Origin of the sequence: Pseudomonas sp. SMSB3 (assembly GCF_052041965.1) — a bacterium.
Taxonomy (GTDB): domain Bacteria; phylum Pseudomonadota; class Gammaproteobacteria; order Pseudomonadales; family Pseudomonadaceae; genus Aquipseudomonas.
In genome coordinates this window covers 165,985-178,729 of the sequence record NZ_JBKGGV010000004.1, presented here as the reverse complement: position 1 = coordinate 178,729, position 12,745 = coordinate 165,985, and the positions used below count along the sequence as shown (strand labels likewise).

The 12,745-nt window shown below is 58.8% G+C and carries 15 protein-coding genes and 1 pseudogene; 3 read left to right on the top strand and 13 right to left on the bottom strand.

Annotation, left to right across the window (positions count from 1 at the left end):
* Positions 1-25: 25 nt before the first annotated feature.
* A complete protein-coding gene (locus tag ACLEJW_RS09405) occupies positions 26-196 on the bottom strand; it encodes a hypothetical protein (RefSeq protein WP_313456524.1) in 171 nt (56 codons plus the stop codon).
* 456 nt (positions 197-652) lie between these two features.
* Positions 653-1,012 carry a LexA family protein gene (locus tag ACLEJW_RS09400; protein ID WP_440777447.1) on the bottom strand — a complete coding sequence of 120 codons (360 nt, stop codon included), beginning with the start codon at positions 1,010-1,012 and terminating at the stop codon, positions 653-655.
* A gap of 167 nt (positions 1,013-1,179) precedes the next feature.
* Between ACLEJW_RS09400 and ACLEJW_RS09395 the strand changes: the two genes are divergently transcribed.
* Positions 1,180-1,638 carry a response regulator gene (locus ACLEJW_RS09395; RefSeq protein ID WP_440777446.1) on the top strand — a complete coding sequence of 153 codons (459 nt, stop codon included), beginning with the start codon at positions 1,180-1,182 and terminating at the stop codon, positions 1,636-1,638.
* Between the two features lie 302 nt (positions 1,639-1,940).
* Positions 1,941-2,312, top strand: coding sequence for a response regulator (locus tag ACLEJW_RS09390; RefSeq protein ID WP_440777445.1), 372 nt, complete (start codon positions 1,941-1,943; stop codon positions 2,310-2,312).
* Between the two features lie 11 nt (positions 2,313-2,323).
* Here the strand turns inward: ACLEJW_RS09390 and ACLEJW_RS09385 are convergent, their stop codons facing one another.
* The 3 genes and pseudogenes from ACLEJW_RS09385 to ACLEJW_RS09375 all read right to left on the bottom strand — a co-directional run bounded on the left by ACLEJW_RS09385 (position 2,324) and on the right by ACLEJW_RS09375 (position 2,967).
* Positions 2,324-2,548: a hypothetical protein gene (locus ACLEJW_RS09385; RefSeq protein ID WP_440777444.1), complete on the bottom strand. Its 225-nt coding sequence runs from the start codon at positions 2,546-2,548 to the stop codon at positions 2,324-2,326.
* 12 nt (positions 2,549-2,560) lie between these two features.
* Positions 2,561-2,713, bottom strand: a pseudogene (locus ACLEJW_RS09380) (DUF2514 family protein); the annotation flags it as partial.
* A gap of 38 nt (positions 2,714-2,751) precedes the next feature.
* Entirely contained in the window at positions 2,752-2,967 is a 216-nt protein-coding gene (locus tag ACLEJW_RS09375; RefSeq protein ID WP_440777506.1) for a DUF6555 family protein, read from the bottom strand.
* Between the two features lie 162 nt (positions 2,968-3,129).
* Here ACLEJW_RS09375 and ACLEJW_RS09370 point away from each other — a divergent pair, with 162 nt between their 5' ends.
* Entirely contained in the window at positions 3,130-3,444 is a 315-nt protein-coding gene (locus ACLEJW_RS09370; protein WP_440777443.1) for a hypothetical protein, read from the top strand.
* A gap of 9 nt (positions 3,445-3,453) precedes the next feature.
* Here ACLEJW_RS09370 and ACLEJW_RS09365 read toward each other — a convergent pair whose 3' ends face one another.
* From ACLEJW_RS09365 to ACLEJW_RS09330, 8 genes are all read right to left on the bottom strand, one after another.
* Positions 3,454-3,738, bottom strand: coding sequence for a hypothetical protein (locus ACLEJW_RS09365; RefSeq protein ID WP_440777442.1), 285 nt, complete (start codon positions 3,736-3,738; stop codon positions 3,454-3,456).
* The gene (locus tag ACLEJW_RS09360) at positions 3,735-4,097 is read right to left on the bottom strand and encodes a hypothetical protein (protein ID WP_440777441.1); all 363 of its coding nucleotides are present in this window, start codon (positions 4,095-4,097) and stop codon (positions 3,735-3,737) included. Before ACLEJW_RS09360 ends, ACLEJW_RS09365 begins: the two co-directional genes overlap by 4 nt.
* Entirely contained in the window at positions 4,094-4,720 is a 627-nt protein-coding gene (locus ACLEJW_RS09355) for a glycoside hydrolase family 19 protein (protein ID WP_440777440.1), read from the bottom strand. Before ACLEJW_RS09355 ends, ACLEJW_RS09360 begins: the two co-directional genes overlap by 4 nt.
* A gap of 55 nt (positions 4,721-4,775) precedes the next feature.
* Positions 4,776-5,333 carry a tail fiber assembly protein gene (locus tag ACLEJW_RS09350; RefSeq protein ID WP_313456420.1) on the bottom strand — a complete coding sequence of 186 codons (558 nt, stop codon included), beginning with the start codon at positions 5,331-5,333 and terminating at the stop codon, positions 4,776-4,778.
* Positions 5,330-5,899, bottom strand: coding sequence for a hypothetical protein (locus tag ACLEJW_RS09345; protein ID WP_313456417.1), 570 nt, complete (start codon positions 5,897-5,899; stop codon positions 5,330-5,332). Before ACLEJW_RS09345 ends, ACLEJW_RS09350 begins: the two co-directional genes overlap by 4 nt.
* A 1,200-nt stretch (positions 5,900-7,099) precedes the next feature.
* On the bottom strand, positions 7,100-10,906 hold the full coding sequence (gpJ, locus tag ACLEJW_RS09340) for a TipJ family phage tail tip protein (protein WP_440777439.1): 3,807 nt from the start codon (positions 10,904-10,906) through the stop codon (positions 7,100-7,102).
* Positions 10,907-10,961: 55 nt separating this feature from the next.
* On the bottom strand, positions 10,962-11,546 hold the full coding sequence (locus ACLEJW_RS09335) for a tail assembly protein (protein ID WP_440777505.1): 585 nt from the start codon (positions 11,544-11,546) through the stop codon (positions 10,962-10,964).
* Between the two features lie 442 nt (positions 11,547-11,988).
* Positions 11,989-12,744: a C40 family peptidase gene (locus ACLEJW_RS09330; protein WP_440777438.1), complete on the bottom strand. Its 756-nt coding sequence runs from the start codon at positions 12,742-12,744 to the stop codon at positions 11,989-11,991.
* Position 12,745: the final 1 nt, after the last annotated feature.

Below are 12,745 nucleotides of genomic sequence, written 5' to 3'. Positions count from 1 at the left end.
AACGCCCCTCAACCCTCCTTGCAACTCAAGCCCGCCGACAGTACCCGGCGATCAATAACCCCGCGCCTGGCAGCAGCAAACCCACTGCGGTGTAACCGAACGCAGACTGCCCTGAAAAGCCCACAGCTGCGAATGCAGCACCTACGGCAATCAACGGCGCGGCGACGAGATAAAACGGTTTGGCTGTCTTGCTCATATCGAACCTCCTGTAGGACCTCCACTTTTTAACACAACGGTCCGCTGCTACGCGCGGGCATGGAGCGCCGTTGAGATGAGAAACACACAGCAGAAGGCTGGAGGAGCACTGAGGCCATTTGAGAAGGCGAGGACTGACCGTTTTGAAAAGGAGCCAGGTGTAAAACGTGAGAAGTCACTCAAAAGTCACGCACATGAAAAAGGCCACCCCTTTCGGAAATGGCCTAAATCACTGAAATATATGGTCGGGACGGAGTGATTCGAACACTCGACCCCTTGCACCCCATGCGTGCAGGATACACCTAAAGCCTTACGGATCAAGGCCTTGAGCGGGCGCTCGCTGCAAACGGTGCCGCACTGTGCAAGACTCGTTTTCACCTACCCCCGAAAATCTCCCCACGGGCTTCTGCCTGCATCCGGCGTTCTGCCGACCGATTCCCATCCTTTAAATGGCTGCTTACGACCAACGATCATGATCCCGGATGCTGTGGGTCACCACACCCCATATTTCGAACTGGTCACTCTCCAGGATGTACCTGGCCGGAAACTTCGAGTTCTCGGACAGCAGCACCACGCCACCGTCGCGGATAACCATGCGCTTGCAGATCGGCTCGCTGTTCACTGCGGCAATGATGATGCTTCCCGAGGTGGCCGGGGCCAGGCGATCGACTACCAGCAGATCGCCAGAATAGATTCCTGCGCCCTGCATACTGTCGCCCTCCACCCTGACCAGGTAGACGCTCGGCGCGCGCAGTTGGAGCAGGCTATCTATAGATGAGGGAATGTCTTCGAGGTTGATTGGTTGGGTTGAGGTCATGACGATTAGCCGATACTGGTTATATAAACAGTATCTTATGCCTTCATTGGCATGATAACCATGGCCTTAGTAGGTCAACCTAGGCGGAGCTTTGAGCTCGGTAGGAATAGTCGAACGCATTGGCTGGGATGCTGCTAGCATTCGCGCCTCAATTACAGGTGTTACCCGTGCATAAACCAATCCTACTGGTCGAAGATGACGACCGCGATCTTGACCTTATCCTAATGGCACTGGAGCAGGGGCAGCTCGCAGACGAGGCCGTCGTGGTTCGTGACGGTGTCGAGGCGCTAGATTATCTGCTACGCCGAGACCGATTCGCGACCCGATCCGACCTCAACCCTTCCATCATTTTCCTCGATCTGAAGATTCCTAGGTTGAGCGGCTTAGAGGTCCTAGAAGCCATTCGCTCAACCAGCAACTTGAAGATGATACCGGTGGTGGTTTTTTCAGGTTCCAAGCTGGACAGCGATCTAGCCGAAGCCTACAAGCTAGGAGCTAATGCGTTTGTTACAAAACCCATTAATTTCAAGGAATTCACGTCTGCTGTATCAGCGCTTGGGTCGTTTTGGGCACAGCTGAACATGCCCCCACCGGGATCTGCCCTTGCAAACCAAAAGCTTAAATGAAGGCGCTGAAGATTCAGTCCGGCTACTTAAGGTGCTCGGGCTTTCGGAGCGCGGATCGATGACTCAACGTGGCAACCCTTCCCAATCTCCTGTCGTCGCTTAGCCGTGGGTGCGTGCCTTTTCACCTCAAAGCCGGGCGTCTGTGCGGGTCAGCACCCAGTGTAGTGGCAGATATGGCCAGCATTGTACAAGCTCATCCCAAGCGGCTAATACCTGTACAAAACCTTCCGTTCATCTATCCAAATCAACTTGTAACTCGCCATTGCTTCACAGCTTTACGAATGAAATTTAGGTCAGCAGTCATGAACAACACACGGATCCTGGTGGTAGAAGATGAGCCCGTTCTTCGCGAGTTCATCACGTTGATTTTGGAAGACACAGGGGCGGAGGTGACTGCGGTTGAAACTGCTGACGAAGGAATTGCTCTGATCAATAAGCGTCCATGGGCCGCCGTTGTAACTGACGTGCGCACACCGGGCGGTGCCGACGGCCTGGATCTCGCTTGGGCGGTACACGACAGATTCCCCACAGCACTTGTGGTCGTCACCAGCGGGGGTCACGACGACTTCGACAGAGACCTGCCCGAAGGCGCAAAATTCATTGAAAAGCCCTGGACCGCCGATCAGCTCATTTCAGCCTTGCTGAGCGGGAGCACAGCGCAAGGTGAGTCTTGAGAGACAGTACCTCAGTGCAGCGTGGGCAAGTCTTTGCCTCGGGCTTTTGCGATCACACGAAGTTGGTAGTCACACACCGCTTGGAATAACGACTCAGCGAGCAAATGCAGTCGCTCCACCTCGTCGGCGGGCCTTCCAGCGTCCTGGGCCGCTTGATAAGCACGCAAGGCATCAAGGGCTTCCTTTAGCAGCGGCTCGCCTGCCTGTGCCATGCCGATGAGTGTGCGCTTATCCATGGCCCGCTCCGATCAGTTGATCAGCGCATTATAGGACGCCTCGCAGAGCTGACCCGCTATTATGGCTTGGTCATAAGCTTGCGCCAGCTCTCCCGCTCGAGCATCAGCCCGTGTGAGCAGGTCGGAGAGCACCATGGCGGCGCGGATGGCTGCTTGGGAGGCAGCGGCGTTTACTACCGCCCTCGGCGGGTGGAGTGCTGATATCAGGCAGAGGGCCTCCAACGAACATTCCCGATTCCATACAGTTCAGCATTCGGCCTGCTGACTTTTTTGACATTTCGTTCGCCGCTGAAGCGTGGTATCACACCTACCCCGGCGTCACAGCTAGCCCAATGCCAAGCGTCTTCGCTGGTCATTTTAGGATGCCGGATGATAAATGAGCGCGCCGCTCCATTCAGCGTGTATTCGATAATGTACATCCCATTCGACATGAAGCGACTCCCCGATTTTGATTGCCCGTAACCCTTAGAGGGCGAACAGGCCGCTTCGTTTTGCTCTGATGCGATCAAAACAGCGACTACAATATAGGGAATTTGGATTCACCAGGCTAACCAGAGATTGAGAACCACAGGAGGCCGGTAATGTGGCATCGAGGTGACATATTCTGGAAATGGGCTGATCCAATTCTTCATCATCGAACCCATGACGAAACTCTAGCTAATGGGATTTCTATCGACGTCCAGGTGCGCCTGTCGCGCACGGGGTCCACCCAGCTATTCATTGGCGTCTACGCCGAACATGGACAACGGCTGTTCGAAGAAGCTTTCTTCAAACGGCCCGGCGAAACCATGACGAGGGCTCTAGCATGGGGAGTGTCGAAAGCACGTGCTTTGGCAGAAGGCGATGCGAACCACCGCCTCAGTATGAGCCGGAAAAACATTGTCAAGGCAAATTGAACATGCTCATTATTTGCAGGTGTCAACCGCTGCCTCTAGAAGCCGCGCGTAGCCAATCCGTTGCCTGCGTTCAGCCAGCAACGCTCTAATTTTCGCCTCCAGGCTGTCGGTGTTGCGCAGACCGGCAGCGGCCCAGCTTGGCACTGCGACCTCTGGCGCGCGGCATGGTACCGGCACCGGCACCTCGACGCGCACTGTGCGCACCTCCGGTTCGATAAGGGCTGCGCAGCCGGGTAGCAACATAAAGCCTGCGAGCACCCCCACCCCGCGCAGGGATCGTCTTGCAATGCTCATAGGCCAAGCTCCTTGTCGATGATCAAAGTCGCTGCTGCGCACTGGTCGCCGCCGATACGCTCCTGCTGCAAGCGATTGGCAGCCGCGTAGTCAAGGTCAGCGCTGACCCTGGCCTGGCTCACTGCCTGCTCGGCGGCGACCTGGCGAGCGTTGGCTGCTAACACCAGATCGCCCAAGGCCTTGCCCTGCTCCGTGGCCAGGCCGGCGAGGTTGTCTCGGGCAGCCTTGCAGCTCGCCACCTGGTTCTGCTCGGCGTCGAGCAGCGGCCGGAAATGGCCCGTGGTTGCCCAAGTGCCGATCAGCATGCCCAGCAGGATCAACAGCCCGGCACCGGCGGCGCGCAATGCCCAGGAGCTCATGCCAGCACCCTCAGTACGATGTCGTACAGCGCAATCCGTTCAGCTGCGCCGTGTGGCGTCTTGCCCGGCTGGCCAGTGTTGATGATGCTGCCGATATCGCGGATGCGGCCGGCGTCGGCCAGCTGGTTCAGTCCATTCTTGGCCCACCACCAGGCAGCCGACTGAGCGGCGTGCTCGGCCTGCTCGAGGAGATCGGGTTCCTCCTCGAGCGGCAGGCCCAGTCCCGCGCCGGCTTCGCGATAGTTGCTCCGGCCAGTGACCTGCAGTAGGCCACGCCCGCGGAAGCGCCAGCCGTCGCCGGACGCCTCCGGACCGTTTCCCATCCGCCCGCCATAGGCCTTGTTGGCGATCTTCTCCGGCTGCCGGGCATACGCGGCGGCGGTCTGCGCGGTGAACCGGCTTGGCCAAGTGCGCACCAGGGCCTCGGCGCTGTAGTTGAGGTTCTCCACCAGGTTGCGCAGCTGGCCCGACTCATGCGCGACCTGGGCCAGGAACGCGGCTTGACGAACTAGGCTGTCAATGCGCCAGCGAACCATGGCGCGGTTCAGCGCGGGCAGGAAGGCGCCGGCAACCGGCCGGGCCTTGGGCATGATCTGCAGCAGCTGCTGTTCGGTGATCGGCATGGTTTTCTCCAGGCAAAGAAATACCGCCAGGCGGCGGTCGGTGGTTTGGTGTGGGTTAGGCCGGCGGCGCGGGCCAGTCGATATCGACGGGGTAGCCCTCTTGGTCGGGAAGACGGTTCAGCGCCACGCGGAAGCGCTTCCATTCCTTGAGCAGAGCGAGCTCGGCATCCGTGGCCTCCTCCAAGTCGACTGCGTCCTGCAGCGGCAAAATGGCAGCGTCTGCGATCGCACGGTATCGGGACGCCTGCGCTTGGGCTGCCAGTAGCGGATCAGCTGCAGCGGGATCTTGCATAGGCGGAAGCTCCACCGCTGGCAGATCTTCAACAGAGACGTGCAGGGTAATGCTGTGAATGAGGTCGGCCGGCTCGCCATCCTTGGCCACGCTAACCGCTAACGTGCCCTCATTGAACCCGGTCGAAATGGAGGCGCCAGCGTCGAGCTGGTTGATAACGTAGCCCCAGCCCTCCGGCGGCGGCACCATGCCCAAGGTCCCGTGCACCAGGTACTGGCCAGGGCCTGGGTGATCGACCGAAAGGTCCGATTTGCCCAAGGACGTGATGTCGAGAATTTCGCCACTGCCGGCAATATTGATTGCTGCTCGAGTCATGGTCATATGGCCTTCAAGGTTCCGTCAGCGGCGCGGGTGGTGTTGCCGGTGTGGTAGATGATGTTGAACCCCACCGCCGAGTAATCCCCGGAGCGGAATCCGATGACGCCACCAGGTGAGGTGCTCATGTAAAGCTGTGCGCCAAGGTACGTGCCTGGGTTGCCGGGGAATGCCAGGTTCATGCACACGCCGTAGGGTATCGGGCGGTACTGCGTGGCATCGGCGATGACGCCGAAACTTGTTTCAAGGCGGTTCATGTCCGGCATGATCGAGGAATCACTGACCGCCTCGCGCGAGCCCAGCCCAAGCGCGGGCACGGTGAGCACTTGGCCCGCGGCCACCCCGACAGTGCGAGTGGCCGCGTTGCCAAGCTCCAGGCCAGCGCGGGCAGTTGCAGGCGTGGTTCCACCTGTACCACCCTTTGCAACAGGTAGTGCGGCAGGCAGTGTCTGGGGTGATCCGGTCGCCCCCAAAGCGTCATAGACTTCATCGAAGTTCGCCGCAATCTTCACATTGGCGCTGCGCGGACTGTCTCCGCCTTGGCCGGTGATAGGAGCGCCGAGGTTGATCACTTGTCTCGTCATTTTTGCACTCAGTTATAAGGGAAAGGGTAGTCGCTCGATCTGATAACCAAAGCGTTTGGTAGAACGCCAGCAGGAATATCGAAGTAAGTGTTCACATAAGAATTTGATTGATACATAGTCGTGCGTGCCGCATCGGCAGCTACGAACGTGATACCGCCAGAGGACCCGAAGCATCCATCCATGCAGGCCATCAAATTCACTATCGCAGGACTTAGGCCTGGGTCAGGACTTGGCGATCTTTCTCTCTTTCCCTGTCCCATTGTCCTGCTGTAAATAATACTCGCTGCAAATTCGCCAGCACCTATGGGCATGAATACTCGCGAAGTCCAACTGACGTAATACCCACTTACCCCTGATGGCCTGTCCCAACTATTGCTACCCCCCTGATAAACCGAGCCGTAGCCACTTGCTAATGGATTCCCCGGAGGAGGAGCAGCCACGTTGGCGATGATATTCAAGGGCACCTGACTGGAGTTGAAGGTCAGGGCGTTTGCTTCATTCCAACACTTAAGCCCATTGATAGGCCCCGAGTCCCTCATGGTGTCAAAGTAGTAGAACTTCGTACTCGCGCAAGCAAGCATGAAAAAGAAGGTTGTGACATTCCCGACTTTTGACGATCCGCACGAAATGCCGCTCCCGTTGATGAAGACGATTGGTGCGACCGCGCCCTCCACTGCGAAGCCAAAGAGGATGTCAGTCTGACTGGTTTCCGAGTAGTTGGAAGGGTTGGATGGGTCAAGCTGAATGGACCGTAGATACAGCCTGGGCCAGCTTCCTACCTGCTGTAGATACCCGCTCTTCCTGAGCCCATACGCGATATAGCGCGTATCAAATAGTTGACTTGTATCCTCTCTTAAGGCTACGAATCTGGCTGACATTTTCCACCCTATCGATAACCGTAATGAATGCGGCAGTTTAAAGAGTAAAACCCCCAGCCGGCCTGATAGGAATACTGCCACGTTAGCGTATTACCGTTCAGGCTCACAGCTGGGCGCTTACCCAAGTATCTATCCTGCTGACTGAGTTCCACGACCGCAAAAAAGAGCGTCTTACCAGCGGGCGCAGCAGGAATGATGACGCTACCGTTGGCAGCATTAGTGTCAACATATCCAAGCATCTGGCTGATAGGCTGCGTCATCTGTACTAGAACTACTCCGTTCACTAAGAACGATTTAAACCCAGTAGCCATTAGACCCCGATCCCCATCATCGTTGCTGGATTGCCGTTGGAGTAGAAGGTATTGACCTGACCATTTTTGATTTCTGTCGTACCCTCAGCATTTTGTCCGCGCAATGCAAACGTGCCGGTCACCATGTTCAACTCAATCAAAGGACGCCCAAAAGAATCTACCGCCTGTGAGCGAAGCGTCATGCCAAGTATCAACTCTTGAATGAATGCTTTGTTGATCAGCGCGGTATTCACGAACAGTTGGCCGTTCTCAAAGACAAACAAGTTGGCTTGCGGTCCATTTAGCCCGTTGATGATTGCAACGCGCTCAGCGGACAGCAAAATCTCACCAACGCTGCCATCGCTTCCCTGGATGATTCCAGTAGCCACCTTTTTGCCAGCGACGTTTGTCTCTGTTTTCCATGAAGAGATCGCCGACACGCGTCCGTTTGCATCTGCGATGGCCTGGTCATTACGCTGGATAGCGGCCGTGTTCTCCCCTTGCTTGGCCTGCACTTGGCTGAACTGGGTCGCGGTGGACTGCTGCAGGTCGACAACCGATTCGCTGACCTGCCGCACAAGTGCATTGGTCTGGCCTTGCTGGGCCTGAACCTGGCTGAACTGTGTTGCCGTCGAGCTGCTCAGATTGACCACCGACTCACTGACCTGCTGCACAAGCGCGCTCGTCTCACCTTGGCGTACCTCAACACGATCTGTGCGCTTGGCCTGCGCAACGTCACCCTCGATGCGAGCAGACTGCTCAGACCATGCACCCACGAAGGTCAGCTCAGAACCGGCAAAGTCGTCCTCGCTGCCGGCCATCGGTGGGTTGATCTGGGCAAAGACACCGTCGATCTTCTCGGCATTCGCCTTGACCTGGCCATCAATGGTTTCGACCGTGCCCTTCATCTGGCTCAGGCCCTGGGCCGTGGCCTCTGTCCCTGTGACCGGGTCATTGACCTTAGCCTGCACAGACTCAAGCCTTTCGGCCGTCGCAGTGATGCGGCCATCCTGCTCTTCGATATCAGTCCGGTTTCTGCTGACTTGCGCGGCCAAGCCGTTGGCAGTGCGCACCGCCTGCCCTATGTCCTCCCAATACAATGAGTTTGGCGGGGGCGTGTTGACTGGCACATCACCTTTGGCCTGATACAGCTTGCCGTCACTGCCGAGCACACCTTGATCAGCGGTATACGTCGCGCTGGGGTCGTAAGGCATGGAGTCCGACAGGTCGCCAATCTCGTCTCGCAGCTCGCCAATGCGTGCGTTGACCGAGCCCGGACCATCGCCCGAAATGAGCTCGATCTCTTCACGAAGCTCGGGATAGAGCGCGCCGCTGCCGATTTTGTCGCGGTAGTATTCCTCGTACTCGGTCTGGTCTGAGCTTGAGCGCCCTTGCACGCCTGCGCCCTCCGGGTACCACGGACCGACATTGCCGGAGCGGTCGATCAGACGCGCCCAGTAGAAGAACTCGACGCCAGCCGCCAGGCCATGAATCTGGTGCTCGGCCTGGGGGTAAGCGAAGTCGCCGAGCTTTATCGCTTGGTCGCGGCTGGTGGTTGCGCTCTGCCAGATTTCCGTGCGCTGGGTGTCTTCCGCACCAGGTGGGAAACCCCAGGCCAGGTCGGTACCGTAGACCAGCGGAGTTGCCCTCAAGTACGTGACCGCAGGCGGCGTACCCTGCTTGCCCTTGAGATCGGTAAGCATCGAAGCGCGCCAGGACGATGTGATATCAAACGCACTCACCGCCCGCACGCGCGCCATGTAGGCGCCAGCGTAGATGCCCACCACATCCACAGAAGTGGTGCCAGTGCGCTGCAAGCGTATCCAGTTGCCGTTGTCCTTGCGCCACTCCACGTCATACGCGGCAGCGCCCTCCACCGCTGGCCATGCGATCGTCATGGTGCTGATCGCAATGCCTTGGTCAACGGCATAAGCCGAGGACAGCGAGACGCTCGCCGGCGCCTGCACGGTGGTGATCGGGATAACGCTGATGGGCCGCTCGTCCAGTTTGGCGCCGGTGTCGATCGCATCGAACTTGCTCGGGTTGAACTCCAGGGCCGTGAACTCGTACTCACCCTCATTGCTGACCCGCTTGAGCACCCGGAATAGCTGGATGGCCAAGTCTTCGTAATCGATCGCCCACTGAAGCTCAGGCTCTGGCTGCAGCGCGTACGCGGTCGTCACGGTGACGGCACGGCCGTTCACCGACTGCACCGTTCGGCCTTGGGCAGTGCCGTTGGGTAGGTTGATGATCAGGCGATCACCAGCCTTGATCGGGGTGTCCCGGTCCAATGTCACCACCCGCCCCGCTGCGGCAGAGATACGGCCACCGTTCGGGCGCCCTGCGACCAGCTCATCGGCCACCGGGATGACATAGCCCGGCAGCACGTTGGCGCCTTCCATGCCAGTCTTGAAGGTCACCGTCCGGTCCTGGCTGTTACTCAACAGCGCCCACTTGCCGCGACGCTGGGCTTCGCTGGCTCGCGTGCACCCAATGGCAGAGATTTCGACCGGCCGATCGCGGTACCGCCGCTGAAGGGCGTTGTCGGTGACCGGGACCACATCGGTGTCGTAGTTGTTGGCCGGGTTGTCGTAGCTCACCAGCGCCCGGCTGTAATGCGTGTCTCGACCAGCGCCACCGTAAATGAAGTCGCCGTCGATGACATTGGACCTAGTGAAGACGTAGTCGATGTCCTGCGCGCGCGGCATGTCCGCCTGCATGAACAGCGAGCCCTGGGCCCAGTACACCATGCCCCGGTAAATGGCGGAGAGGTCGCGAAGCAGCGTCCAGGCCTCGGCCTTGCCCTGCAGGTTCAGGTCGCAGAGGTAGCGCGGCTCCTGGCCACCGATGCCATCCGGCACCAGCTGGTCGCAGTACTGGCCAATCCGGTACATCTCCCACTTGTCGACCATCCAAGGCTGGATGCGCTTGCCCAGGCCGAACCGATCGTTGACGCAAATGCCGTACGTCGCCCACACGGGATTGTTCGTCCAGGCCTGCTTGAAGGTGCCGTCCCACACGCCCGTATAGGTCCGGGTGACTGGATCGTAGTTGCTCGGTACCGGCCACCGTTTGGCCTTGCACTTGACGGTTACGGCCGGGATGTTCTGGAACTGCTGGGCATCGAACTCGATGTAGAGGAGCGCGGTGTTCGGATACCGGATTTTCTGATCGATGATCTCGGTGTAGCCGGCGATCGTCATCGTGTCGCCGATGGTGCTGCTGTTGGCATTGGGCGTGAGGCGGCGAACGCGCATCATCCAGCCCGAGGTCGTCGCGGGCAGGTTGACGCGCACCGAGCGCTGATAGCCCGTTGTGCTTTTGCCGTCGACCGCTCCCTGGTGCGCTTCAACGTATGCACCGCCATCGGTAGCGATATCGATCGCATACTCGATGCGGTAGCCGTTGGTGTTGCCCTCGCTGTCCTGCTGAGCAAGTCGCGGCCAGGCCATGCGCACGCGCACCGCCGAAAGCTGCGTGTTGCTCAGCGCCCGAGTGAACGGGTTGTCACTGCGCAGCTCGACGTTGACCGTCGTCTCGTTCTCGACCGAAGGGATGCCTTGAATGTAGTCCTGCTCGACAGTCCCACGGCGCCATTCCCACTTCACACCAGGGAAGTTGACGTTGCCGTTGGCATCCATGATTGGCGTGTTGTCCAGGTAGATGTCACGGTCGGTCGGGTCGCCGTCGAACTCACCCTCACCAACGGCCAGAAGAATTTTGGCAAGGTTGGTAGAGCGGAGGCTGTCCGGAGCTTCGACGGGGGTTTTGGGCTTGCTCTCGCCGCCCTTGGAGCCGGTGATGTCGGGGTGAGCTGCTGCGCCCATGCTTTCCTCCGGGCATAAAAAAACCGCCTGGAGGCGGTCTGTTCGAATGGTTGGCCTAAGCCTTGTCTTGCGCTTCGATTGAGGCTGAGATGATCGCCCCGCCCCAGCGGCGTTCGCCGATGCAGATCGGGACCGGGTTGCCGCTGGCAGTGGTGTTCTTGGCGCTGCCGAAGGCGTAAGACGGGAGGTTCTCAGGCGCGCCGCTTTGAGATAGACCCTTTGCCTGTGGGCTGAGCATTTGAATGACGCCACCGACGACCATCGAAATGCCTATAGGTAGCAAAAACTGAAAGCCTGGAATGAACGATGCGGCGATGAGGATCGCTCCGATTACCGTCTGCAGTATCCCCCCTCGCTTACTTCCTTCGACGACTGGGACAATCCTGACCTCTCTACACCCACTCTTGGAAAAGTCTTCGCAGCCGGTATTTTTGCCGTTGCGGAATATCGCAAACCTGATGCCAAGAGCCTGCAGGCGCCGGATCTCTTCCTCAAACCCAGGAACCGTAGCTTTGAGAGCTCGGAACACTTCAAACACTGATCCGCCGTCCAAAGCTCGACGGTGAATACGTCCAAATTTACGTGCCAATGAGCAAGAAAGCTTTATCACCGTCATTGGCTCATAGCGCAACGCAGACATTGCCATTCCGGCTCTCCTTTTCATGAAAAAGGCCGCACTTAGGCGGCCTCATATTCGATGTACTTACAAACAGGATTTCACAGCTTTTTCAATGGCAGCACGTCCTACCCCTGGAGACCAGGCCATCCGCTGACGCAACGTGACCCGACTTCCATTGGGTGTTTGTACGATGTCCAGTAGCTCGTCCGTCATTCCGCTACTGGATACCCATAACCGGTAGCCGCTCTCAGTCTCTGCCATCGCTGACTCTGTCCGGGCTGCCTGCCATTTGGGCAACACACATAAGGCGTATTGCTTGGCGTTTTTTCCGGTTTCAGCGCTGATCGAAGGCTCATTGCTCTCCAGATCTGCAGTGGTCACACAGCCCGCTAGTAACGCTATTCCTAAGCCGCATATTAAAGCCCGCATCTGCTGTCCCTCGCTCAAAACCCAAAATGTACCACTACGCGCCGTCACGGTGCCGCAGTACCAACCGCGCCCTTTCCTGCCAGGGCCCGCCGTAGACGATTAATTCCGAGGGCCGCCCGTACATGTGGTGCAGCATGAAAGGACCTGGTCCGAAGACATCGGCGTGCTCGCCGGGGAGCGCGGGATCAGCCCCCAGGAAGATGCCGGCGTGGTTAGGGTGCGCTGTGCGGCCCACGGCCATGACGATCATGTCGCCACGCGCCGGCTTGTCGACCTGGTAGAAGCCAGCCGCCTCGAAATGTTGCTCGTATAGACTCGGGCTGGCGGCCTGCTCCCACCACCCATCCTCGCGGGCGTAGGCTGGGAATTCCAAGCCCCACTCCCGCTTATACCAGTCGGCGCACACTTGCCAGCAGTCCCAGGCACCGTGCACGAATGGGCGCCCCAGCAGCTTCGTCTCGCCGGTCGGCATAATGGTCCGCAGGTCGCCCTCTGGCCAGGACAAGATGTGCCAGGGCAGTCCGGTGGCCTCGCACATGGCAAGGTCGCGCGGGGATGGCCTGCTAGTTGCGTCGGGGTGTGAATGCACGATGCCGATCACGTCGCCCAGGTCCTCGGCTGCAGCGTACTGCTCGGGCGCTATCCGGAATTCTTCGCCGGGATCTGCTGCGGTGTTCTCGCACGGCACGTAGCGCTGCGATCGGCCGCTGGCAATGATCAGGCCGCAACACTCGCGCGGATATTCAGCCGCAGCGTGCGCCTGCACGGCGGCGAGAATGTGCTTGCGCATG

Bases quoted from the DNA above. Each gene is read 5' to 3' on its own strand.
- ACLEJW_RS09405 (WP_313456524.1), bottom strand. From the start codon at position 196: ATGAGCAAGACAGCCAAACCGTTTTATCTCGTCGCCGCGCCGTTGATT.
- ACLEJW_RS09400 (WP_440777447.1), bottom strand. From the start codon at position 1,012: ATGACCTCAACCCAACCAATCAACCTCGAAGACATTCCCTCATCTATA.
- ACLEJW_RS09390 (WP_440777445.1), top strand. From the start codon at position 1,941: ATGAACAACACACGGATCCTGGTGGTAGAAGATGAGCCCGTTCTTCGC.
- ACLEJW_RS09385 (WP_440777444.1), bottom strand. From the start codon at position 2,548: ATGGATAAGCGCACACTCATCGGCATGGCACAGGCAGGCGAGCCGCTG.
- ACLEJW_RS09375 (WP_440777506.1), bottom strand. From the start codon at position 2,967: ATGTACATTATCGAATACACGCTGAATGGAGCGGCGCGCTCATTTATC.
- ACLEJW_RS09370 (WP_440777443.1), top strand. From the start codon at position 3,130: ATGTGGCATCGAGGTGACATATTCTGGAAATGGGCTGATCCAATTCTT.
- ACLEJW_RS09365 (WP_440777442.1), bottom strand. From the start codon at position 3,738: ATGAGCATTGCAAGACGATCCCTGCGCGGGGTGGGGGTGCTCGCAGGC.
- ACLEJW_RS09360 (WP_440777441.1), bottom strand. From the start codon at position 4,097: ATGAGCTCCTGGGCATTGCGCGCCGCCGGTGCCGGGCTGTTGATCCTG.
- ACLEJW_RS09355 (WP_440777440.1), bottom strand. From the start codon at position 4,720: ATGCCGATCACCGAACAGCAGCTGCTGCAGATCATGCCCAAGGCCCGG.
- ACLEJW_RS09350 (WP_313456420.1), bottom strand. From the start codon at position 5,333: ATGACCATGACTCGAGCAGCAATCAATATTGCCGGCAGTGGCGAAATT.
- gpJ (WP_440777439.1), bottom strand. From the start codon at position 10,906: ATGGGCGCAGCAGCTCACCCCGACATCACCGGCTCCAAGGGCGGCGAG.
- ACLEJW_RS09335 (WP_440777505.1), bottom strand. From the start codon at position 11,546: ATGTCTGCGTTGCGCTATGAGCCAATGACGGTGATAAAGCTTTCTTGC.
- ACLEJW_RS09330 (WP_440777438.1), bottom strand. From the start codon at position 12,744: ATGCGCAAGCACATTCTCGCCGCCGTGCAGGCGCACGCTGCGGCTGAA.